The organism is Paenibacillus sp. Soil724D2 (assembly GCF_001427935.1).
In the GTDB taxonomy this organism is placed as follows: Bacteria; Bacillota; Bacilli; order Paenibacillales; family NBRC-103111; genus Paenibacillus_E.
In genome coordinates, this window is sequence record NZ_LMRY01000022.1 from 73,720 (window position 1) to 96,440 (window position 22,721).

General features: G+C 44.7%; 20 protein-coding genes. 10 read left to right on the forward strand and 10 right to left on the reverse strand.

The window, feature by feature from the left end:
• The first annotated feature begins 105 nt into the window (after positions 1-105).
• Positions 106-648: a hemerythrin domain-containing protein gene (locus ASG85_RS19025; protein ID WP_060647477.1), complete on the forward strand. Its 543-nt coding sequence runs from the start codon at positions 106-108 to the stop codon at positions 646-648.
• A gap of 26 nt (positions 649-674) precedes the next feature.
• On the opposite strand, the gene ASG85_RS19030 is transcribed toward ASG85_RS19025, so the two are convergent.
• Complete coding sequence (locus ASG85_RS19030; RefSeq protein WP_060647478.1) at positions 675-1,370, reverse strand: Crp/Fnr family transcriptional regulator; 696 nt, start codon at positions 1,368-1,370, stop codon at positions 675-677.
• Between the two features lie 293 nt (positions 1,371-1,663).
• Here ASG85_RS19030 and ASG85_RS19035 point away from each other — a divergent pair, with 293 nt between their 5' ends.
• The 3 genes from ASG85_RS19035 (at position 1,664) to ASG85_RS19045 (ending at position 3,971) form a co-directional block, all read left to right on the forward strand.
• Complete coding sequence (locus ASG85_RS19035) at positions 1,664-2,128, forward strand: GAF domain-containing protein (RefSeq protein WP_060647479.1); 465 nt, start codon at positions 1,664-1,666, stop codon at positions 2,126-2,128.
• A 90-nt stretch (positions 2,129-2,218) separates the two neighbouring features.
• A complete protein-coding gene (locus ASG85_RS19040; RefSeq protein WP_060647480.1) occupies positions 2,219-2,872 on the forward strand; it encodes a response regulator in 654 nt (217 codons plus the stop codon).
• Positions 2,873-2,933: 61 nt separating this feature from the next.
• A complete protein-coding gene (locus tag ASG85_RS19045) occupies positions 2,934-3,971 on the forward strand; it encodes a PAS domain-containing sensor histidine kinase (RefSeq protein WP_200961693.1) in 1,038 nt (345 codons plus the stop codon).
• Between the two features lie 272 nt (positions 3,972-4,243).
• Here ASG85_RS19045 and ASG85_RS19050 read toward each other — a convergent pair whose 3' ends face one another.
• Together ASG85_RS19050 and ASG85_RS19055 are read right to left on the reverse strand one after the other, a co-directional pair.
• Positions 4,244-4,906, reverse strand: a complete 663-nt coding sequence (locus tag ASG85_RS19050; protein ID WP_060647482.1) for a response regulator — start codon at positions 4,904-4,906, stop codon at positions 4,244-4,246.
• Positions 4,903-5,781, reverse strand: a complete 879-nt coding sequence (locus tag ASG85_RS19055) for a sensor histidine kinase (RefSeq protein ID WP_235550173.1) — start codon at positions 5,779-5,781, stop codon at positions 4,903-4,905. Before ASG85_RS19055 ends, ASG85_RS19050 begins: the two co-directional genes overlap by 4 nt.
• Positions 5,782-6,254: 473 nt before the next feature.
• Here ASG85_RS19055 and ASG85_RS19060 point away from each other — a divergent pair, with 473 nt between their 5' ends.
• Together ASG85_RS19060 and ASG85_RS19065 are read left to right on the forward strand one after the other, a co-directional pair.
• A complete protein-coding gene (locus ASG85_RS19060; protein WP_060647484.1) occupies positions 6,255-6,500 on the forward strand; it encodes a hypothetical protein in 246 nt (81 codons plus the stop codon).
• Positions 6,501-6,560: 60 nt separating this feature from the next.
• On the forward strand, positions 6,561-7,508 hold the full coding sequence (locus ASG85_RS19065) for an acetylxylan esterase (RefSeq protein ID WP_057303970.1): 948 nt from the start codon (positions 6,561-6,563) through the stop codon (positions 7,506-7,508).
• A gap of 51 nt (positions 7,509-7,559) precedes the next feature.
• Here ASG85_RS19065 and ASG85_RS19070 read toward each other — a convergent pair whose 3' ends face one another.
• On the reverse strand, positions 7,560-7,856 hold the full coding sequence (locus tag ASG85_RS19070; RefSeq protein ID WP_057303971.1) for a hypothetical protein: 297 nt from the start codon (positions 7,854-7,856) through the stop codon (positions 7,560-7,562).
• A gap of 282 nt (positions 7,857-8,138) precedes the next feature.
• Here ASG85_RS19070 and ASG85_RS19075 point away from each other — a divergent pair, with 282 nt between their 5' ends.
• Complete coding sequence (locus ASG85_RS19075; protein WP_060647485.1) at positions 8,139-9,533, forward strand: MFS transporter; 1,395 nt, start codon at positions 8,139-8,141, stop codon at positions 9,531-9,533.
• Between the two features lie 52 nt (positions 9,534-9,585).
• On the opposite strand, the gene ASG85_RS19080 is transcribed toward ASG85_RS19075, so the two are convergent.
• Positions 9,586-10,818: an MFS transporter gene (locus tag ASG85_RS19080; protein WP_060647486.1), complete on the reverse strand. Its 1,233-nt coding sequence runs from the start codon at positions 10,816-10,818 to the stop codon at positions 9,586-9,588.
• A 179-nt stretch (positions 10,819-10,997) separates the two neighbouring features.
• Here ASG85_RS19080 and ASG85_RS19085 point away from each other — a divergent pair, with 179 nt between their 5' ends.
• Positions 10,998-12,665: a ribonuclease J gene (locus ASG85_RS19085; RefSeq protein WP_060647487.1), complete on the forward strand. Its 1,668-nt coding sequence runs from the start codon at positions 10,998-11,000 to the stop codon at positions 12,663-12,665.
• A gap of 361 nt (positions 12,666-13,026) precedes the next feature.
• Here ASG85_RS19085 and ASG85_RS19090 read toward each other — a convergent pair whose 3' ends face one another.
• The 5 genes from ASG85_RS19090 to ASG85_RS19110 form a co-directional block, all read right to left on the reverse strand.
• Complete coding sequence (locus ASG85_RS19090; RefSeq protein WP_060647488.1) at positions 13,027-13,470, reverse strand: hypothetical protein; 444 nt, start codon at positions 13,468-13,470, stop codon at positions 13,027-13,029.
• A 21-nt stretch (positions 13,471-13,491) separates the two neighbouring features.
• Entirely contained in the window at positions 13,492-14,094 is a 603-nt protein-coding gene (locus ASG85_RS19095; RefSeq protein ID WP_060647489.1) for a TetR/AcrR family transcriptional regulator, read from the reverse strand.
• Between the two features lie 162 nt (positions 14,095-14,256).
• Positions 14,257-15,249: a zinc-binding dehydrogenase gene (locus ASG85_RS19100; protein WP_060647490.1), complete on the reverse strand. Its 993-nt coding sequence runs from the start codon at positions 15,247-15,249 to the stop codon at positions 14,257-14,259.
• Between the two features lie 77 nt (positions 15,250-15,326).
• Positions 15,327-16,157, reverse strand: a complete 831-nt coding sequence (locus ASG85_RS19105) for a hypothetical protein (protein ID WP_060647491.1) — start codon at positions 16,155-16,157, stop codon at positions 15,327-15,329.
• 989 nt (positions 16,158-17,146) lie between these two features.
• Positions 17,147-17,851 carry a response regulator transcription factor gene (locus ASG85_RS19110; protein ID WP_060647492.1) on the reverse strand — a complete coding sequence of 235 codons (705 nt, stop codon included), beginning with the start codon at positions 17,849-17,851 and terminating at the stop codon, positions 17,147-17,149.
• 272 nt (positions 17,852-18,123) lie between these two features.
• Between ASG85_RS19110 and ASG85_RS19115 the strand changes: the two genes are divergently transcribed.
• Together ASG85_RS19115 and ASG85_RS19120 are read left to right on the forward strand one after the other, a co-directional pair.
• Positions 18,124-19,407, forward strand: a complete 1,284-nt coding sequence (locus ASG85_RS19115; protein WP_060647493.1) for an EAL domain-containing protein — start codon at positions 18,124-18,126, stop codon at positions 19,405-19,407.
• Positions 19,408-19,778: 371 nt separating this feature from the next.
• A complete protein-coding gene (locus tag ASG85_RS19120) occupies positions 19,779-22,706 on the forward strand; it encodes a response regulator (protein WP_235550175.1) in 2,928 nt (975 codons plus the stop codon).
• The last annotated feature ends 15 nt before the right edge of the window (positions 22,707-22,721 follow it).

The following is a 22,721-nucleotide window of genomic DNA, read 5'->3' on the forward strand; positions in this document are numbered from 1 at the left end:
TATAACAGAATCTTGAAAACGTAGATGTGATGTTTCTCACAGCGATAATCGGTAAAGAATTTATACTAGAGATAGAAGCAAACGACGAATGTTGGAGGGATGAATATGGCACCACTTTCAATAACCTGCATGTTGGGAATAGCCTCATCCAACCCAGATGAACTTGATTTTGCCACGGATCGTCTGAAGGAAGAGCATAACCAATTAAGACAGCAGCTTAAGGCTCTCGAGCATAGCGCTAAGGAAGTGAGCCTGTTGGATGATCCTGCTGAGGGAGTTCAGGTCTTGCGTCAACTAAGGCAGCAAACCGCTCATTTTGTGGAGGCATTGGAACACCATGCGGAGTGGGAGGATCAGGAGTTGTTCCCCTTTCTGCTTGATTACTTCAATCGACAATCAGCTCCATCGATAACTCCCTCTTTTTGGGTGCTTGAAAAGGATCACCAGCTGGCGATTTCATTTATCCAGACCTTCCATGAAACCATCATTGATTTAACGCCAATTGTCATCAAAAAACAGCTGATTGAGGCTGCGTCGCATCTCATTCAGGCCTGTTTAATTTTAAATGATCACTTTACGATGGAAGAACAGCTCGTAATTCCTTTGACGGAGAAAGTGCTAACGGACCTTGAATCCTTCTTCTCTTAGTTAATTGGACCATTTCAATGGGAATGCTACATGCGGCAAATCTCTTTCGGGCAGTTTTCGCAGTGGCAAACATCGCGGAGATAGGTTAAATCTTTAATCACGATATGGCCATTTTGAATCTCAAGCGCATCTTCCTTCTTCATATCACTCAACATCCGATTGACACTTTCCCGTGTAGCTCCAATCATATCGGCCATTTCTGTATGATTGATCTTGTAATTGATCAGCGTATGCTCACCGTTTGGAACGCCATACGAATTACTGAGTCTGATAAGTAACGAACAGAGTGCGCCTGGTTTTCCGTACATCATTAAATCACGGAACTTCGTTTCGGTCATGCGGTGCATAAGCCCCATCCATTTCATAAACTCGATGGCCAAATCCCCATGCTGCCATAGTAATACTTCGAGGTCTTTTCGTTGAATGACACCAATCTCACAATCAGCGGTTGCTTCTGCACTATAGCTTTGTACAGAATTCTGAAAGGGATCGATCTGACCGAACAAATCACCCGCCTGATGCAGGGAAATGATAAAGCTCTTACCTGTTTCCGATAGCTTGGTGATGCGCACCCCGCCTTTCATTACATAGTACAATTTATCCGCGATATCGCCTTCCCAGAAAAGATAATCACCTTTCTCCGCATGCTTCACATACATAATGCTTTGTAATTTATGGAAATTCTCTTCAGAAAAAAAGGCTAGAATACCGTTAATAGCCATCTGTACCAACTCCTCAACGTCTCTTTGTTATCTCTATCTTAACGGGTTCAGATGGTTTTGTTTATCGGGAGTTCTGCTGATCTTTGGAGGGGAAACTCCCTATCTGGTGTGAGATAAATCACAAGTTCATCCCTAACTTTCCTGAAGACTTCTGAGGTAATCTGCAGGTTAATTAGCGCAATTTCCTGATAGCGAAATCAGGGTTTTCCCTGACATACAAGATGAGATGAAACGTCTACAATGTTAATTAAAATAAATCGGCTCTGGTGCATAAGGAAATGGAGGTGGCCTATATGGCTCATGGGGATGCAATCATCATAGAAGAGCTGGAGCGTTTGCGAAGCCTAACGTCAAGTGATTTTATCGCACTGGCGCCATTGCATGACAATGCCCAGCGCATACGTTGGAAATATGCTTCAGGCAGTAGAAATGAACGCTATCGGCAAATGGTGATTAAATCAGGCCAAGGGTTAGCGGGTTCCGTCCTGCGTCTCGGCCGATGGGTGAAACTCGATGACTCGCATCCTGACTCGGATCAAGTGCGACGCAGTTGTCCTGTCCTACTTGCCGAGCAGCTGCAGACAGCAGCTGTATTTCCAATTTTGACGGAGTCCGATAATCTCTTGATAAAAGGCTTGCTTTTCATCGGAAAAAGAGCACAGCCCAGATATGCACAGGCTGAGCTACTAGCCGTTCAGGAGGTTCTTCCTAAACTGGCTTGGTATCTGAAAGAGATTACAGGAGAAAAGGTAAAATGAGTTCCATTACCGGAATTCATTTTATTTGTTATTATTAATATAATATGAGTGATGATAGGGTAGTTCTAATCGATTTATTGGAGGATGGGTATGCTTAAAATTCTGGTAGTTGATGATCATGCCGTAGTCAGGTCGGGATTAATGAGCCTGCTGAATGGAAAGCATAGCATGGAAGTTATCGGAGAAGCTGCCGATGGAAAAGAAGGCATTCAAGCCGCCCAGTTGCTGAAGCCGGATGTCGTATTAATGGATTTAAACATGCCCCATGGCATGGATGGACTTACAGCGACAAGAGAATTGAAGCGTCTGATGCCGGATTTGGCGGTGCTAGTGCTGACCATGCACGACGATGACGAGTACCTGTTTAGGGCTATTCACGCGGGTGCTTCAGGGTATATATTGAAAAGTGCTCCGCATGAGGAGCTGTTGACGGCCATCCGCTCAGTGGCATCTGGAAACGCCTATTTGTATCCTACTGCTACCAAACGACTGATGAGTGAATATATAGAACGCTTGAAGCATGGAGAAAATATCGGTCCTTACGAATCCCTTTCGGAACGCGAAAAGGAAGTTCTGTCTCTAATCGCCAAAGGATTTTCCAATAAAGAGATAGCCGAACAATTGATTATTAGCGTAAAAACGGTTGAGTCGCATAAAAGCAACGTGATGGAGAAGCTAGGACTCAAAACGAGACCAGAGTTGGTCAAGTTTGCGGTGAAGAAAGGATTGTTGAATTTTGAGTAAGAATGTAAACAGGGAGTACCCGGAAGTCATTGGTGAAAATGTAACCGAGCTTATTGCAAGCATGGATGATTATATTACGGACTCAACGTTTCAAGCTGATCTGAAACAATCACTCAAACAGCTGTCCAATGTCAAGTTTGCCCTAGATGAGTCTTCCATTGTTGCTGTCACGGATCATAAAGGGAGAATTCAATACGTGAACGATAAATTTTGCGAAATCTCCCAATATTCACGTGCTGAACTTCTCGGTCAAGACCACCGAATTATTAACTCGGGTTATCATCGGAAGGACTTCATGACCCTCTTGTGGCAAACGATCACCTCTGGCAAGGTGTGGCGCGGAGAGATCAAAAATAAAGCGAAAAGTGGTACATTCTATTGGGTGGATACGACGATTGTGCCGTTCGTAGATGAGCAAGGACAACCTTACCAGTATCTTGCGATTCGTAACGAAGTAACGCAATTAAAGCGTGTCGAAGAAGAGCTGCAGCTTATGATGTCGCAGGTCATGCAAATTCAGGAGGAAGAACGAAGGAAATTTTCACGTGAGCTGCATGATGGCATCGGACAGAGTCTATTCTCACTGTTGATACAGATGGATAGAGTGATCGGTGAAAGTGAGCAGTCTGAAATAACCGGGCTTCGGCAGGTTGTTTCGGGAATCATTGAGGAAGTTCGTAATTTGGCGTGGGAAATCCGTCCTTCTGTTCTGGATGATTTAGGTGTATTGCCGGCCATTCGAACCTATATAGAAAATTACACGGGGCATTACGGCATACGTGTCTTACTTGAAAGCAATTTGCGTAAGCGATTGGGAGCTTTGGAGGAAACGACTATATACCGAGTGATACAGGAGGCTCTTACCAACGTAGCCAAATATGCCGATGTATCAGAAGCTAGCGTGTTCGTTCTAGATAAAGACTCGTTTGTTGAAGTGCGCATCGAAGATCAGGGAAAAGGTTTTGTTCGCAGTGGCGGCTCCAAAGGAGTTGGGTTGTTCAGTATGGAGGAAAGAGCCAAGAGCATTGGCGGTGGAATCGCTATTCATTCTGAATTAGAAAAAGGGACGACAATCACCTTGATTGTTCCGAAAAGGTGAATATACATCCCTGTGGAGATGTTCGCTAAGCTCTTAGGAATTAAATGGCAGCCAGCATATGCCCATTCTTTGAGCCTGTTGCATTTTGGAATAAGAAGAACATTATCCGAAATCACGGTCGTCCTCCCCTGATCTCTTACACTTTAATTTTAGCAAGAACAAAATGTTGGAAAATCTAGGAAAAGTAATGTGTTCAAAAAGAAAAAGGCAGAACGTTTGATCGCTAAAGCATGATTAATCTCATACTCTATGCCAAAAGTCATGCCTTGTCATTATATTTGATGACGCACGGAGAATACGGCTGCTTGTGTTCGGTCACGTAGTCCTAGCTTTGCTATAAGATTCGAAACGTGATTTTTCACTGTACCTTCCGTGATAACAAGTAAGCCCGCAATTTCTTTATTATTTAATCCTTGACCCAATAAAGCAAGAACCTCTTTCTCTCGCTCGGTCAGTTGACTGAGCTGGGCAGGCTCATTACTATGTAAAGGGTGAGCGTTATCCGGGTGCCATTCCGACATTTTTTTCAACTCATTAAGCAGTGTTGTGGTTATATCTGGTTGAAGGACAGTCCCGCCATTGTACACCGTTTGAATTGCACTTACGATCGCCTCAGAGGGCATATCCTTCAACAAATAGCCATGGACGCCTTTTTCCAAAACTCTCAGAATTAACTCCGCGTCATCGAAGGTGGTCAGAATCAGTACCTTCGTCTCTGGTAAAGCCCTAAGAATCAATTCCGTTCCTTCCACACCATCCATGCCAGGCATTCGGATATCCATCAACACAACATCTGGTCGCCATTCGAGAGCTTTGGTATAGGCATCTCTCCCATCGACCGCTGTTCCTACGACTTCCATGCCCTGTTCCAACCCGATGATGGTCGCAAGTCCCTCTCTCATGAGCCTCTGATCGTCTACTATGAGGATTTTCAATGATTTACACGCTCCATTTCCGTGAATGGATAAGGGAATTGCACTTCGACAGCAAAACCCTCTTGCTGATCCAAGCTAAAATGCACCTGTCCGTTCCACTCCTTGACTCTTTCTTGCAAATTGATTAAACCAAACCCCGGCTTCAGGTCAGCAGGGACCTCTCCGTCATTACGTATGCACAGAGAAAAATCACTCTCCGAATAGATTAACAAGATTTTCGCATTCTTCGCATGGCCGTGTTTATGAGCATTCGTCAGTGACTCCTGTACGATTCGATAAGCCGTTAATTGAAGATCACCTGGCAGTGGGACGGTTATCCCCTTTACTTCTAAAGTGGTTTGAACCTCGGCAAATTTGGTAAACTCCTCCGTAAGCTTCCCAAGGCTATCATTTAAGGAAGTGGACGTAACAGGTTCATCTCGAATAGCCCTTACCGAAAGCCGGACCTCTTGCAAAGATGATCTTATTAAATCTTCACATTCTAGATAAGTTTGTTCACTGCGTAAAGGATCCAGACTGCTTAGCTTGCGAGCCGCTTGCATTTGAACCAATAATGCCGTCAGCTTATGGCCTACCGTATCATGAATATCTCGTGCAATGCGCACTCTTTCCCTAGTCGCTGCCCACTCCTCAGCTTTTAGAGCATAGTCCTGAAGTCGCTCATGGGATTGCATCAATTGTGTATACAACTGCATCGTATTCCGGCGTGCGCGTTGATAAAAGTTGATAAGAGCGCTCACAATACCTGCAAAAATAATGAACGAACAGGTAATAAAGTAGCCAATTTCATCGATTCGTTTAAATAAATACCAATCAATGCTTCCCATCGTAATAATAAAAACGACCAGCAGCAGTAAGCATGTGATAATCAGCATTCGGATGTTCTTTAAAAACATTAAAATCGCTAAGGCTGTAATTCCAATGAATAAATGGTTCGGGAAATTCCCACCAATATAGACATAACCATAAGAAGCGGATACCAAGAAATCTAAGATGAGAATGTGAAATAGCCAATTGTGTTTTTTTTGTATCTTTAAATAAAAAAAATGAACTAAAAGAAAAACCACCAATGAAAAGACAACAAAACTTAGTCCCCAAAAAATCGTAATTGAATTTCTAAAATAAAAAACACCGGTTAAAGCCAAATCAAAAGCAAGTTTTATACCAAAAAATAGCCTCCATGAAAGGCTTTTTTTTATTTTATCCGTTTTTCGGAGCATTCTCCTTGCTCACCTCATCTTGTGTGGATCCTATTGAAGCGATTATAGCATATGCCTTGCGTTTGCAAAAAACGTCCGGTTTGTTTCCACAATTTTAGAAGATCGTCGTCGAGAGGGATGTTTGTCTTTTGCGGAGGCGAGAAATTGTCCCACCACTGGTCAATCCATGTTCCATTGCAAATCATATAGTAATCGATACTGTCTTTCAAGATGAGCTCGTACTTTTCGCCTGGTCTCACATTGGCGGGTTTCATGGCATATTGAAGCGCGAGCTCTGCGACTTCATCGTCGATGAGCTGTACCGGTTTGTGAAAGGCGAGGATTTGCTCGGCAGAGTTACGTTGGATCAGTACTGCAGGTTGACTCCATGGTAGAGGTATCTCGTAGAAAAATTGTATAATGAAATGGACAATTTTTCCACGAGGAGTGTAGTGATGAACGCAATAGAAACACGGATTCATTCGTTGAAACAGTATGTGCCGGAGTTAACGGCACCATTCGATTTGGAAGATTTTTGGGATCGTGTCTCCGGGGAAGCAGCTGAATCCGTGAGATATACGATAGACCCGGTCGTCTCCCCCTTCCTACAAGCCGAGGTTTACAAAGTCGTATTGGAGGGTGCAGCAAATACACTCGTTCACGCTTGGTATATGCTGCCTTCCGTCCAGCTGCGTCATCCACTTCCCTGTATCGTAACCTTTCACGGCTATTCCGGTTCCAAAGGTCAGCCTGAGGATCACGCATCTTGGCTGCTTATGGGGTATGCCGTTCTCGCCATCGACGTTCGGGGGCAAGGAGGGGAGACCGGCAACGGGCTGCCGCAAGAATACGGTATGACCAAAGGGTGGATTACACAAGGGATTCTTGATCCTGAGGGTTCCTATTATCGGGCATTAGCTATCGATGGCATGCGTGCTGTACGGTGTGCGATGGCAATGCCGGAGATAGATCCCGAGAAGGTGTTTGTTTTTGGCGGCAGTCAAGGTGGCGGTTTGGCGCTTCTTGTATCCGCCTTGGAGCCTAACCTAAGGGCGGTAATCGCGCATGTACCGAACATGTGCCACATGGATCTGGGGATACTGCAATCCGTCAGCTCACTCACCGAAGCTGCGGAATTCGTAACTCGCTTCCCGGACCGCCTTGACGAGGTGCTGCGGACGCTTAGTTATTTCGACATCATGAATTTGGCGCATCGAATTACGCTGCCCGTGCATGTGACGGTCGGACTGAAGGACACCACCTGCTTACCCGAGGCAATCTTTGCCGCATATAATCGGATCGCATCTGTGGACAAATCGATTGAGGTTCACCCGTTCATGGGGCATGCGATGCCCCCGGGATTTCACGCAGCGGGACATGCCTTTTTCTCGCAGTGGCTTTGAGGGCAGGCGAAGGGGGACGGCTGCCTAGTAATGATCACTAGCTATTCACTACTAGGCTGTAGGCTCGCTTTTCATAAAGTTTTTAGCTAAATTCTCGACATTTAAATCTCTTGTATTGGATTCATATTCTCTTAAAATCTGAATCCAATACTGCTCCCCCGGTTTGTACGCTCTGAAAATAGCCTGTTCTTTATTTTCAATACGAACATCGTGACCGCAGTCTATTAAACATTGTTGATAATCATATATGGTAGGTTTCTGATCTTCTTCTAAGAATATAAGCCCTCTTAAAAGTTGTATGCTATCCTTGTGGATAACTTTAAAGTGAATAATGTGTTCTTTTTTCATAGATAAACACTTCCCCTAATATGACTATTCTTAGCTAATCATAAGATATATGATAGCTTCTTTTGTTGTTGGGGGCTGTGATTTTTGTTATAGCTTATCAATGAAAAGTTGGTAAGCGGAGCAAGTGGATGTAATTTGAACTGTCTGGATTTATTTGGAGCCGTTCATTGACATGCATATGCCGTCATGCTAAACTGTAACGAAATTGATTATAGATAAATAACTTCAGCATATCGTTTAGCAACCATGGGATAGACGATCTTAAGTGGGAGGAACATTCGTATGTCAACCGATTTACCGCAAGTAGAGCAACCATCCGAACCAGATGCGCCTGGTATTAGGCGAGAACGGACGGTCTCCTGGTTACTTTGCATTACCATTATTTTAGTCGTTATGAACACGATGATGTTCAATTTGGCATTGCCCAAAATTGCTGTCCAATTCGCTCTCAACCCGTCGACTGCGTCTTGGGTCGTGACAGGCTACTCCATCGTATTTGCCATCTCATCGATTACTTTCAGCCGATTGTCCGATTTCGTGCCCATTCGCAGACTCTTCACGGCGGCGCTGTTGGCATTAGGCGGGGCATCCGTGATTGGCATGTTCAGCGACGGATTTGGGCTGCTGCTTATCACGAGGCTTATTCAGGCCGCTGGCGCTGGTGCCATTCCATCGCTCGCGATCGTGCTTGTCACTCGTTACATTCCCGTGTCTCGCAGGGGCATGGCCATGTCGTTCATTTTGTCAGCCGCCTCACTAGGTCTCGGGCTTGGTCCGGTCGTCGGCGGATCGATCGTTCAGTATCTAGGGTGGCATTTCCTATTTGTGATCACCGGCCTAACCCTGCTGCTGATCCCAGTTTTCCTGTTAATACTTCCTCGGGAAAAGGCGGAGCGCGGCTCGTTCGATTTCATTGGCGCCGTCCTGATCGGGATGGGGACGACGGGGTTGCTGCTCTTTCTCACATCTAAGAGCATTGTTGCACTCGTTGTGGGCGTGATTGCCCTGGCATTGTTCGCGGTGCGCATCCGCAAAGCGGCGAATCCATTCGTCCTGCCCGCTCTATTCGGCGACAGACTGTACCTGGCGCTTGGTGCTATCGGTATTAGCGCCTACATGATCAGCTTCGCCTTCTTATTTCTCGCCCCGCAAATGCTGGCCAGAGTCTTCGGTTTAACTCCGGCCGTTTCGGGTCTTGTGCTCTTCCCAGGAGCGCTCCTTGCCATGCTGGTATCCAACCGTGTTGGCCGGCTCATCGATAGATACGGTAACGGTGCGCTCCTCCGCTACACGCCTTGGCTGCTGCTGGTTTCGACCGTGTTGCTCGCGCTGACGGCCGTCCATTCCTTTTATGGGCTTGCCGCCGTCTATATTCTAACGAGCATCAGCATTACTTCTATCTCCAGTGCGGTCTCCAACGAGCTATCAAGGCAGTTGACCAAAGAACGGATCGGCTCTGGTATGGGCTTATTCCAGCTGCTGCAATTTTTCAGCGGGGCTTTCGCCGTAGCTATCTCGGGAAGTGCACTCGTCTGGCAGAAGTCACTGCCAACAGAGCGCGCGTTCGACAATCTCATCTGGGGCATGGTAGGAATCGCCATATTGACCATCGTCTTTGCCTTTATTTATCGCGGTTATGCCAGAAAACGAACAAATGCCGCAGCTGCTCTGGCTTAATATAAAAGAGGATCCCACGTGGATCCTCTTTGTATTTATTACACGGTTATCATTAAGCCAATGATTCCTTCTGCGGCAGCTTCTCGTCCTTCTTAGGCTTTATCGCGAATAAGGCAATCACGCTGGCCAAGACACATATACCTGAAATGGTGTAGAACATCGTGGCCGGTGATATTTTCAAAAGGATGGAAGCAAGAGGAGGTCCAATGGCAACCCCGATGAAGCGGGTAGAACTATAAATAGATGTGATTGTACCGCGCTGCTCCTTCTCGATCCCTCTTGTAATCATGACGTCAAGGCACGGCAACGCTGCGCCAATTCCGATTCCTGCCAGGCCAATCAAAGTAATGAGCCAATAAATCGACGTTACCATACCGCATAGAAGAATACTTCCGGATAGTAAGATCAACCCCGCGAAAATAATCCATTTCATGAGCCTCTCGTCCTTGCCAATTCCTTTACCCGTACCAAAAGAAGAGATACATAAGGCAGCAAGAGGAATAGCAAGGATACATCCTTTTATTACACCAAAAACGTTAAATTTTTCTTCTAATAAGTCTGACAAATAATATAAAGTTCCGAATATGACAAGCATACAAATACATCCGATAGCGAATATCGCATAAAGCCAGCGCCCATTGTTCTTGAAAATGTTTCTGATATGGGAAAGGTAGCTTGCAAAAGTCACCTTATCCGTTTTCTCCGATTTCTTTTCTGGGGATTTAACCAAATAGAATACAAGCAGCATCGAAATCAGACAGAGTATGGGAATGAACATAAAGGGCAGGAACCAGATGACAATTGCAAGAGCGGACCCTAGAATGGGGCTGACCACTTTCCCGAATGTATTCGCTGTCTCTACAAGGCCAAGGCCGCTGCTGACATCACTTTCTTCTTTGAAGATATCACCCACTAGTGGAATGACAATGGGAAAAGCACCCGCCGCGCCAATGCCTTGAATGAAGCGGCCAACTAAGATGATAGCATAGGATTGATCCATCCACCATGCCGCTAAACCCGCAATCAAACCACCAATACCTGTGATAATTAAGCTGGGTATAATGACGATTTTCCGACCAAATCTGTCGGATAAATAACCGGCAATAGGGATTAAAATAATGGCCACGGCCGAGTAAACCGTAATCAGCAAACTTACTTGTAGAGAAGTGATTCCTAGTTTACTCCGGATGGCTGGTAACACAGGAATTAACATGGAATTCCCCAGAGTCATGATAAGTGGTATGGATGCTATAGAGAAAAGCTGCTTTTTATTCTCGATACTCATAGCTTAGTGCTCTGTACACCTCTCAATCCATTATTCATGTACATTAAATTAACCCAAGACGCGGAGCCCTATCCATCCAAGCTTCCAATTCAGAAATGGATATCTAGTAAATCAAGAGTATAGCCTAACCGTTATGTGGAAAAATTAAAGCGTATATGTAAAAATGGGGGGCTTTTCAGGTGCGCAAGACAGAAAATCAGTTGTCAGTTTTCTCTTTAGGCGGAATTAATGAAATTGGTAAAAATATGTATGTGGTGCAATATGGAGATGATATTATTGTCATTGATTGCGGCTCAAAGTTTCCGGATGAAAGCTTACTCGGCATTGACTTGATCGTTCCGGATATTACTTACTTACTCGAAAATAGTGATAAAGTCCGAGCACTGATTATTACGCATGGGCATGAAGATCATATCGGGGGCATTCCGTATATACGAAGACAATTGAACATGCCGATTTATGCAACTCGGCTAACGCTAGGGCTCATTGAGGGTAAGTTGAGAGAGGCTGGATTGCTTGCAGATACGAAATTTATTGAAATTGATTCTGATTCGAGCATCGAGCTAGGACAAATCACGACGACCTTTTTCAAAACAAATCATAGTATCCCTGATTGCTTAGGAGTTGTTTTCCATACACCTGAAGGAACGGTCGTACATACGGGAGATTTCAAATTTGATTTAACCCCGGTCAACAATCAATACCCCGATATTCATAAGATGGCGGAGATTGGGAAGAATGGTATTCTGCTGCTTTTATCAGAAAGCACGAATGCCGAGCGCCCGGGCTACACACCTTCGGAAAGTCTTGTAGGTAAGCATATTGAGGATGCCTTTCATAAAGCGAAGCAAAAAGTGTTCATAGCCACCTTTGCCTCTAATGTTCATAGGCTTCAGCAAGTCGTTGATGCTGCTCAGGCAACGAATCGGAAATTAGCCTTACTTGGCCGCAGTATGGTCAATGTTGTGAGAATTGCTTCCGAGCTTGGCTACCTAACGGTCCCTGAAGGGATGCTAGTGGAAGCGGGAGAAGTCAATCGTATGGCTCCAGAACAGATAGCGATCTTATGTACCGGTAGCCAAGGAGAACCGATGGCTGCATTATCGCGATTATCCCGTTCCATTTATCGTCAGGTTGAAATTATGCGTGGAGACACCGTTATTCTATCCTCATCCCCGATTCCGGGAAATGAACGCAATGTATCGCGGACTGTCGATCATTTATTCAGCCTAGGGGCTGAAGTCATTTATGGTTCGAGCTCAGCTACAGGCATGCACGTATCCGGACATGGTAGCCAAGAAGAGCTGAAGTTAATGCTGACACTGATGAAGCCGAAGTATTTTATTCCGATTCATGGCGAGTTCAGAATGCTTCATCAGCACCGGATTTTGGCTGAAGGCGTCGGCGTGGACCCGGTTAACATCTACATTTTAAATAATGGCGATGTCGTGGATATCAAGAACGAGGTGGCAACTCAGAGCCGCAAAGTGTACGCGGGGAATACCCTTGTCGATGGATTAGGGGATGTTGGCAACATTGTTCTGCGTGACCGTAAACAACTGGCCGAGGATGGTATCTTGATCGTGGTTCTACTGCTTAGTAAAAGTGACGGTAAAATTTTGTCCGGTCCGGATATCATTTCCCGCGGGTTTGTCTATGTTCGAGAGTCGGAAGACCTGATGGATCAAGCTAATATGCTAGCAACAGAAACGATAAACAGGCTCCAAAAAGAAAACGTGAATCAATGGAATGTGCTTAAAACGAATGTAAAAGAAGCGCTAGGAAAGCTCTTTTATGAAAAGACGGGCAGGAGACCCGTTATTCTCACCATACTCACGGAAATTTAGAAAAAGAAGCGGACCTAGACATTCATCGCTATGGCTCAGCATTCCCGCGGCCCCCGCCGGTTTGCCCCCTCATAAGGTTTTCATCCTTATAGCGGTGTTGCTCGGCCGCGGCGGCGAGATAGCGATGCTTTTCATCGCTATAGCTCAGCATTCCCGCGGCCACTGCCGGTTGCCCCCTCATAAGGATGTTTTTCATCCTTATAGCGGGGTTGCTCGGCCGCGGCGGCGAGATAGCGATGTTTTTCATCGCTATGGCTCAGCATTCCCGCGGCCACTGCCGGTTTGACCCATCATAAGGATGTTTTTCATCCTTATGGCGGGTTGCTCGGCCGCAGCAGCGAGATAGCGATCCGACCTTACATTAGCTAGCGCTGCCAGCCAAGAGAACCGTTGCTAGAAACACCAGCTGCAGCAGCAATCGAGCGAGAAGCTTAGGCGTAGGTCTTCCGCCGATGGTTAATCGCTCCCGGGCCGCCTTCACGTTGGCTGGGAACATGGCTATAAGGAGCAACGCCAAGCAGATGGAAGCCACGCGGGAGGTAGCGGGAAGAAGAATGCCGACGGCTCCGGCAATTTCCAGCCAGCCAGTGGCAGTAACCAACAAATCCTTCCTCGGGAATGCGGGAGGAACCATTCGGATCAGGTCTTGTCGGTTTCTTCCCCAGTGGGCGGAAGCGGTAACCAGCAGCATGATGGCCACCGCTATTTGAGTCGGATTTTGCCAACCGTCGAAATAGGACCAGCCAAACAGACCTAGAACCTTAAATAGCGTAAATGAAACAACAAGCACATAAAAAGGTATCATGGATATCCCTCCGTAAAAAGTCTATTGGCTTGACTTGGTTTGTAACATATCTCTTATAAACAACGAATAATCTTGGGTATTAAAAGATGTCCCAGCCAGTGGAATCGAGGAGCGCAAGCGTAAACCTAGTGAGAGCAGAACGAACATCTCCGCTGTCTGATCCGTATCCACTGATTTCGGAATGACCCCGTGTTCTTGGCCAGTCATTATCCACTGTTTGGATACATGCACAGACCGCTCATAATACTGCTTGAGCACATCTGAGACCATAGGCTGATCCTCTTTTCCTAATAGATACATCAGCACTTTGTTCGTTACATCCTGACCATCTTCCAGAGCCGATAAACTTTCTGTGATCTTTTGCATTGGATTATCGAATGTTGGGCGGTCTTGCTCCACTTCGTCCATAAAGCGTTTGTTGGTCTCTTCTAGCCGTTCTTGCAGTACCCAAGCAAAGATTTCGTCTTTATTTTTCACGTAATGAAAGATAGCTCCCTTAGACAATCCTGATTTCTCCATGATGTCTTTCATTGTGATTGAGTGACACCCTCTTTCCCTTATCAGCTCTTTGGTTGAATTTAGCAGCAGCTTCGTTGTTTGCTGCCTGCGTTCCTCTTGTTTCAAAGTCATCCCTCCGGGTACGTTTGTAACCTAAAATATGTTAATTATCCCTATACACATATTATACATACCGACCATCGGTTTGTAAATGAGTTTGAATCATTATTAGACGACAAACAAGCGCATGCCGCCCAAATGGCGCATGCGCTTGTTTATGTGCAATATCTAGACAGGAAGCAGAAGCACTTTGCCCGAAGTCATATTTGCCGTATACTGCTTGATGGCATCAACGGTTTGACTCATCGGGAAGTTTTGGCTAATCTCAGTTTGGATAAGTGATCCGATTGTCTTTTTCATCGACCCCTGCAGGGCGAGAAGTTCAAAAATAGATTGCGTTTTCACCCAATCGGATGCCCAGAATCCGGCGATACGTTTCCGGCGAAAAACAAGATCATCGGCGTTGATCGTTGTCGTTTTTCCACCCAGAAGGCCGTATTGGAAAATGGTCGACCCATCAGGGAGTGCCGATAGAACGAGGCCCGTTAAGTCGCCTCCTACGGCATCAAAGCATACGGTAGCTCCTAGCTCATGGGACTTACGCTTTAAGTCCTCCGTGAAGGTAGCTGAGCTGCTGTTGACGATATGCTGTCCGCCTATTTCGCTCAGCAGCCGTTCATGTTCTTCCTTGCGAACAACACTAATTACAGGAATACCATGCTCTTTGCCGAGCTTCACTAGAATTCTGCCAAGTGCGCTGGCACCGGCTGTTTGAACGATGGCTTTAGATTTATGTTGCTTGGCTATCTTCACCATGGCCATGGCACTCGCCGGATTGACGAAGAAGACAGCACCCTGCTCATCGGATACATGATCTGGCAGCACCATGCAGGTCATAGCACTCGCTTTGGTATAGGGTGCCCAGGAGCCGTAAACTTCGGATACGAAGGCGACACGCTTCCCTTTTAACATCCGTGCTGCAAGGCTGCTGCCTGTTGCGATAACTGTACCGCATCCTTCCATGCCGCCAACCGAAGGCAGTTCTCGTTGTATGCCATAATGACCGTGCAGAAATAATAAGTCGGCGGGATTAATGGAGGCAGCATGTACTTTAATCAGCACCTCACCGCTGTTTATTTCTGGGATAGCAGTCTCGCCAAATTCAATACCTGAAATCCCTCCATACTCCTTGATCATTACGGCATTCATTATCTTCGTCATGCGAGTAAACCCACCTTATCTATTTGCGTATAATGTTCTCTAATGATTATATATGACGGCTGCAAAAGTGGGAATATTTATAACTGTCTGATAAATCCATGAGCGATATTGAGATCCGAGGGCAAGAATTTGGTAGCGCCTGATTTGATCAAACCAGCAAGAACGACACAATTAGAGGCAATGGCCCCGCGCATCCATTTGGGATCGAAGGGAGAGTTGGCTTCTAAGGTTTGAAGGTCCTGTGCTGCCAATTGTCTGGTTAGTTGGGTGAAATCATTTCGATGGCAATACAGATCATCCTCAAGCTCGATCTGGAAATGACGCAAATACGTTTTCTCACCGCCTGTATACGCAAATTGCTCCAAGGAAGCCGGTAATCGGCAGGAGAGCCATTTGATACAAGTGGCAATCTGTCTTTGATCTGGAGGTCCGAGTAAGTTGAATTGTTGGTTAAGATCCGAGATGCCGAATGGAATCAGGTAAGGAGCTTCGCTTTCACTCGTGATAATTTGGATGCTCCCTCCCCCGGCATTGATCACATCAAGGTCACTGGGGATATCTGATTCGGCTATAGCTTTCTTCAGCAAGTCAGCCTCTTCTTTCTGGCTGATAGTTCTGTAAGCAATCCTCAAATTCCTACAAACTTCCTGCATATGTTCGGACAAAAGAGGTGATCTTCGCATCGCTTCTGTACCGATAGCTTCGATGTCTCCTTGGCCAAGGCCTTCGATAAAGGAGCCCTGCGTAGAAAGCAATAACTTTAAAGTACCTTCAATAGACGGCAGATCTACCCCGCTCTCCAGAAGCTCCCAGGTTAGAACATCCACTTGTTCAATATGATCGTTTGATTTCCTGAACACTTTGGCACTATGACTTCCCAAATCCAAAATTAATTTATTACTGTGCATAAGATCTCACCCATTTGTTCGATAGTTTGGTTATCCCCTAGCGTGGTCTCAGAAGTCCAATACTAAAGGATCAATGATTTCTATGTCAACCAATTTTTGCTAAAAATTAGTAAAAGTTTGTATAAAGATCTAGTTTCAACAAATTGCCTTGTTTTACGACACTGAAGGAATGAAATCAGAGGGAGTAGAGGGGGATAGATGCAGGAGTTTGCAGCTTAAGTTGGACTCTCTTGGAAGAAGTTGATTGGAAATGGGGCATCGAAGCAAGTTAAGCTCAAAAAGAATACTTTATCTGCCGAGAGATGCCCTGAATCGGAATCCATCGTCAAATTTGCTCAATTGAGAACCCGGATGAATGCATCCCTATTCGCGGTTGAATGATGTTGTAAAAATGCAACAATTGCTGCCTAGATCCCGGTTTTCTCCCTTCGTTATTGTATTACGTACAACAATGGGGGCGCATACAGGCCATTTCGCAACAAATTGGTTCGAAATGTTGTATAACCTGCAACTTCAACTTGCAAAACAGTCCTTGGGCGTGTGAATTGTTGTAGAAATTACAACATGTGTAACCACGATTGCCAATCTTCCCACACATAGCTGCTGAACGACTCTAAAACCAAAATCTTGGAGTTATTACTACCCTATGCTAAATAGAAGCTCCCAAAGACCCTTATTTCTCTGAGTAGCTAGCTTTTCAYCCTRTCAACGMCAAATARGAGCCTCTAAAGGCTCTTATTCCGCTCCAATAGCCACTTTTTGCGAAAATAGAAGCTCCCAAAGACCCTTATTTCTGAGAGTAGCTAGCTTTTCATCCTRTCAAYGACAAATARGAGCCTCTAAAGGCTYTTATTCCGCTCYAATAGCCACTTTTTGCGAAAATAGAAGCTCCCAAAGGCTCTTATTTCTCTCAGTAGCTAGCATTCCCTTATGCGACAAAAATAGGGCTGCCCTCAAGATCTAATTGACCTTTTGGGACAGCCCCTTCTTCACATGACAAATTTATAGCCTACGCCCCACACGGTTTTTATGTATTTCGGTTCTTTGGGATTGACTTCAATTTTTCTGCGCAAATTCGTAATATGAACATCAATGGCGCGGTCGTTTATGTAGGAATCGAAACCACGTAATGCATTTATGAGATCTTCTCGGCGGTAAACGCGTTCGGGATGCTCGTACAGCAGCCGGATAAGCTCGAATTCGGAGAACGTCATTTCGATGGATTCGCCTCGGACGTAGAGCGTTCTTTTTTCCAAATTCATGTTTAAATCCGTGGCTGGTACGGTAACTTCATGATCTGCATGAAGTGTTGTGGTCTCGGTAGGATGTCCCAATTTGAAACGACGTAATAGAGCTTGTATTCTGGCTTTCATCTCATGCATGCTGAATGGTTTGACTAAATAATCGTCTGCACCTACTGTGAATGCTTCAATCTTTTCGCTCACTCTGGAGTCGGATGAAATGATAATAATGGGCACAGGAGTTATGTTCCGCAGGGAAGTACACAGCTCTGTTCCTTCAAAGTCAGGAAGATTGAGGTCGAGAAGAATGAGATCCGGTTCGAACTCACGCAATGCTGCAAGTCCTTCCTGACCGTTGTGGGACCTTAGGACCAGGAAGTCTTCCTCTTTCAGATACATACAGATCATTTCGCCGATAATATCATCGTCCTCAATTAGTAGAACTCTGTCCATTAGAAATTCCCCCAAACTAAGCTAAATTTTCTAATTCAAATTCGTGAAATGAACAGAGGGAATGCATGTGCTAACACTTTACTCATTAATTCTATTATACGGTGTCGAAATTTAAGAGTAAACCGCTATCATTGACATTTTAAGAGAAATTGTTAGTAAATTATTAGCGAAATTAGAAGGTGGAATTCGTACCATTTAGGTAAGTAACCTAATAAGTGGAAAGTATAATTACAGATAATGCGTATTTATTGCTTGTAAGGGTGGTGGGGAAAATGGGTCTTTTGGACGGGTATGGTGTTCTAATTGTAAGTGAATCAAGTGAATTAAGATCAGAAGTAGAGTCCTTAATCGAGAAGGATACACAGTTCGTAATGACAGGTATGGCGAAGCATGGAAATGCCGTACTTGACTGCATCTTGGCTAGTAGACCGGATTTGGTCATCATTGATTTAGATATGGTTAACTCAGATGGGTTACTTGCGCTTCATCTTATTATGAATCATAGTCCTATTCCTGTCGTAGTACTTAGTACGCATACACCCGAAGGTTCTATGAAGACCATTCAAGCGATGCGGTTAGGTGCGGCAGATTATTTTCATAAAGAAATGTTATCCCAGGAATTGAAAAATAAGATTGTGACCTCTTATTTTCTAGAACGCTGTAAAATGGCCATTCAAAACGGGATTCTAGGCGTCTATGACTCTCCCTTCTATTCAACAGGAATTGCAGAAACAGTTCTTTCTGCCCCCCTGACACATAGACAAGATCAGTTCCAAAGGCGCATGGACATCGAGTTTCATTTGCGAAGAGCGATTGACAATAAGGAATTTCATCTCGTTTATCAACCTGTCGTTGATGTACATTCGAATCGTATTGTAGGACTAGAGAGCCTGATTCGTTGGAATAACGCTACTTTGGGTCATGTACCTCCATCTGATTTTATCCCTGTAGCGGAAGAAAGCGGTCTAATTCATGAAATTGGGGAATGGGTGCTGAAGGAAGCCTGTATGCAGAACAAGCGGTGGCAGGAGGCGGGCCTTTCCAAGGTGTTTGTAGCGGTTAATCTGTCTAGACGACAGTTCAATGATAGCCGGCTTAGCCGGATGATTCAGACTATTTTGGAGAAAACAGGCTTACAGCCCAAGTACTTGGAGCTTGAGATTACCGAAAGTATGAGTATGGAAGTTGAGCTAGCCGCAGACGCTCTTCGTCAGCTGAAGAAGCTGGGTGTTCGCGTCGCTATGGATGATTTTGGGACCGGGTACAGCTCACTCGGGTATCTCAGAGATTTTCCCATTGATAAATTGAAAATTGACCAATCCTTTATTAAGGGATTGACACAAAGCCAAGTGAATGCGGTAATCGTAAACACGATGGTCACGATGGCTAGAAATTTGAATCTTCTCGTTGTAGCGGAAGGGGTAGAGACAGAGGAGGAGCTTGAAGTACTGCGGGAGTGCGGCTGCAGGCTGGTCCAAGGCTATTATTTCAGCCAGCCGGTCATGGCGAAGCGTATCGAGGAAATGCTGCATCTAGAAACCAAACAAACAGGATAACGTGATTATCCTACATTCTAAGTCGATATAGGCTGGTGATTTCTCTGCTTCACGCCTTGATTACCAATTTTGCTATTATAACGATTTTTGTATTATTTGTGGATCAGCTTTCCATCACGATGAAACTGAATGAGAAGCCTGCTTGGCTCTATAAGGTTTTTATTGGGCTTTCATATGGCATGTTGGTTTTTGTCCTCTTACACTTCAGTATCCCTGTTGATGATCACGTTATTATTAACTTTCGCGGAATAGCCCTACTGCTTTCAATTTATCTAGGAGGATTCCTCTCCATAAGTATTACATATGTTTGTTTATGGATAGGGCGTTACATTTTTGAAGGTCACATAGAAATTCCACAGCTGATATTTGGCATGATTGCTGTCACTGGGACCAGTATTATTTTTGCTAGAGCGCGATCATATTGGCTTAAATGGTTATATGGAAGCGTTATTTTCTACCCGTCCTATTATACGATGATTTGGTTTGTTTATCGAACACCTTTTGATATCTTTTACAGTTATATTTTCACGCAGCTGGTTTGTTCGTTTCTTGTTGCTTGTTTTGTGCGATATTTGGTCCGGGCTCGTGAGTACAAGCAGAAGATCTATCAAGTGGAACAGGAACTAATCGATATGCTGCGCTTTCAAGCAGGGTTTACATTCAAACTCCATAAACACTGGGATCGATACGTTTACGTTCTATTTGAAGGACAGTTGGTTTATCATCTTGGTCTGAGACCTAGTCAATTCATCGGAAAAGAGTTGGACGAAGTCCATGTATTAAGTGAAGAATTTAAACAATTCGTAAAGCAGCATTATGATAAGGCTTGGGAAGGTGAACGAGTCTCGTATGAATACGATTGCAACGGTTCTACGATCCTTGTTAACTTACAGCCCATATATAAGTATGGCTCCGTCAATGAAGTAATTGGATCCGCTGTGGATGTGACCGAGCACCGTGCCGCGCAAATCAAAGCGAGAGTCAGAGATGAGCAATATCGGACGTTGGTGGAAAATTCGGAGGACTTTATTTTCAAATTTCGACTGGACGGAAGTATCTCCTCTACGAACTACAAAATGCATCAGACCTTTCAGCTAGAGCCTGAGCAAGCAAAGGGACAGCAATTAACGGACCTGGTCCAGATGGATGATCCGGAGAAGTGGGAGCGGATATTCGTACAAACGATTGAGAGGGGGAAAACGCAGCAATTTGCGATCAATTTGCTGCTTCCGGATGGCAATCAGCATGCGTATAACGTCACTTTGTCCCCTTTATTCAATGAGGATAAAACAGAAATCACCGGCGTCACCGGCACGGTACATGATATAACCGACTTGAAGAAGCGTGAGGAAGCGGATGAGTCCAACAGGGCGAAGAGTAAGTTTCTAGCGAGGATGAGTCATGAAATACGCACGCCCCTGAACGGTATTATTGGACTTTCCTTACTTTTACAACGGACAGAATTAACGGCGATTCAGAAGGATTATTTGGACAAAATTGATTGTTCCTCTAATGTCCTGCTTGCAACGATTAACGATATTCTTGATTTCTCAAAAATCGAGGCAGGCAAAATGATCTTAGAGATGGTGGATTTCTCACTAGAGTTATCTCTCCAAAAGGTTGCTGATCTGGTCAGTATATCTATAGGCAAGAAGCGAATCGAAATCATGCTGGATACTCCAGCAGATTTACCGGATATCGTTAGTGGGGATTCCTTTCGTCTAGAACAAGTACTCATTAATTTATCTAATAATGCGATTAAATTTACGAAGCAAGGCTATATCCGTTTGAAAGTTCGGGTCGAGAAATATGTGGACGAAGGAGTCGTTGTTTCTTTTACAATGGAAGACTCTGGAATCGGTATTTCTAAGGAACAGCTATCGCAGCTATTCTTACCGTTCTCGCAAGCAGATACATCTATTAGCCGCAGGTATGGCGGTACCGGGTTAGGACTAGTCATTTGTCAGCATTTGGTGCAGTCTATGGGGGGCGTTTTGCAGGTGGATACGGTCCTCGGGGAAGGCAGCCGCTTTTATTTTAGCCTGATGTTTGGTGCAAAGGGGAATGCAGGGAAAGGGGCAAATCGGTTGCACAAGCACGCTGGGCTGCTGCAGGGGAATAACCGTGCGCTCTTAGCTGAAGATCATCCAGTTGTAGCGCAGCATTTATCGGAGCTCCTAGATTCCTTTCTGTTTCAAGTGGATACGGTTACTTCCTCATCCGAATTGTTTACTTCATTGGAACATGATAGCGCGAACAAGTCTGTAAATGACTATCTATTCCTGGATATGCAAATGGATCAAATGCAGCATCCCGCCACTTGGCGTCGTGTCTTAGATTCGATAGATCGCTCAAAGACGAGAGTGATTGCGTTTACAACACTTGAAGGCAGAGAGGAAATGTCCGAACTGCCATCAGAGCTGAAAGCGGATGCAGTTATTGTTAAGCCTGTCAGCAGGCTGACATTGCAGAATAGTTTACAGGCTTTGAATCAACGTGTACTGGAGGCATTTCAAGCCTCTGCAAACAAATCTAATGAAGTAAATAACTTGTCTTCTATGTCCAAAGGTAATATTTTGGTTGCTGAGGATAATGAAATTAATCAATTGGTGATTGTTGGCCTTCTTGAACAATTAGGTTACCAAGCGGTTATTGCGCAGAATGGCTATGAAGTCCTGGAACTTGTTGATCAGCAGGAATGGAAACTGATTCTAATGGATATTCATATGCCTGAGATGGATGGTTATGAGGCAACACAGCGGCTGAGGAAGCTCAAACAGATGAATAGGATTCCGATCATTGCCCTTACGGCAGATGTCATGATGCAGGAACGACCGGAAGTTCTTAAACTTGGGCTGAATGATATCCTGATTAAACCAGTAGATGAAAAGCAGCTTTCCGATATGTTGGAGAAGTGGTTAAATCCGAGTTGGTTATTTGAAATCGAGGGTGTAGACACCACGCAAATCATGAGAAATATCGATCATAAAATACATATTCTTCAATATATGATGGAGAAATTTAAGCAGGATTACCGTAATTTCTCAGAACAATTTTTTCCATTGATCATCAATCAGGAGAATGCGACTGCACGCAGAATGGTTCATACGCTTAAAGGTATTGCAGCCAATTTCTACGCGGAGCCGTTGTTAACAGCGGTTCTGGCTTTGGAAAAAGCGATGGCAAACGGAATAAATCTGGATGTCTGTCATGAGGGGGTTATACGTATTCAGATTGAAATTGAGCGGATACTTGGCATGAAGCAAGATGACCTGCAAGCAAATTATTGGAGTCGTTAGATAACTGGTTCTAAC

Coding starts and splice junctions, on each gene's coding strand:
- ASG85_RS19065 (WP_057303970.1), top strand. CDS start 6,561: ATGAACGCAATAGAAACACGGATTCATTCGTTGAAACAGTATGTGCCG.
- ASG85_RS19120 (WP_235550175.1), top strand. CDS start 19,779: ATGATTGCTGTCACTGGGACCAGTATTATTTTTGCTAGAGCGCGATCA.
- ASG85_RS19025 (WP_060647477.1), top strand. CDS start 106: ATGGCACCACTTTCAATAACCTGCATGTTGGGAATAGCCTCATCCAAC.
- ASG85_RS19115 (WP_060647493.1), top strand. CDS start 18,124: ATGGGTCTTTTGGACGGGTATGGTGTTCTAATTGTAAGTGAATCAAGT.
- ASG85_RS19030 (WP_060647478.1), bottom strand. CDS start 1,370: ATGGCTATTAACGGTATTCTAGCCTTTTTTTCTGAAGAGAATTTCCAT.
- ASG85_RS19035 (WP_060647479.1), top strand. CDS start 1,664: ATGGCTCATGGGGATGCAATCATCATAGAAGAGCTGGAGCGTTTGCGA.
- ASG85_RS19110 (WP_060647492.1), bottom strand. CDS start 17,851: ATGGACAGAGTTCTACTAATTGAGGACGATGATATTATCGGCGAAATG.
- ASG85_RS19105 (WP_060647491.1), bottom strand. CDS start 16,157: ATGCACAGTAATAAATTAATTTTGGATTTGGGAAGTCATAGTGCCAAA.
- ASG85_RS19040 (WP_060647480.1), top strand. CDS start 2,219: ATGCTTAAAATTCTGGTAGTTGATGATCATGCCGTAGTCAGGTCGGGA.
- ASG85_RS19045 (WP_200961693.1), top strand. CDS start 2,934: ATGGATGATTATATTACGGACTCAACGTTTCAAGCTGATCTGAAACAA.
- ASG85_RS19090 (WP_060647488.1), bottom strand. CDS start 13,470: ATGATACCTTTTTATGTGCTTGTTGTTTCATTTACGCTATTTAAGGTT.
- ASG85_RS19055 (WP_235550173.1), bottom strand. CDS start 5,781: ATGCTGATTATCACATGCTTACTGCTGCTGGTCGTTTTTATTATTACG.
- ASG85_RS19075 (WP_060647485.1), top strand. CDS start 8,139: ATGTCAACCGATTTACCGCAAGTAGAGCAACCATCCGAACCAGATGCG.
- ASG85_RS19100 (WP_060647490.1), bottom strand. CDS start 15,249: ATGACGAAGATAATGAATGCCGTAATGATCAAGGAGTATGGAGGGATT.
- ASG85_RS19070 (WP_057303971.1), bottom strand. CDS start 7,856: ATGAAAAAAGAACACATTATTCACTTTAAAGTTATCCACAAGGATAGC.
- ASG85_RS19080 (WP_060647486.1), bottom strand. CDS start 10,818: ATGAGTATCGAGAATAAAAAGCAGCTTTTCTCTATAGCATCCATACCA.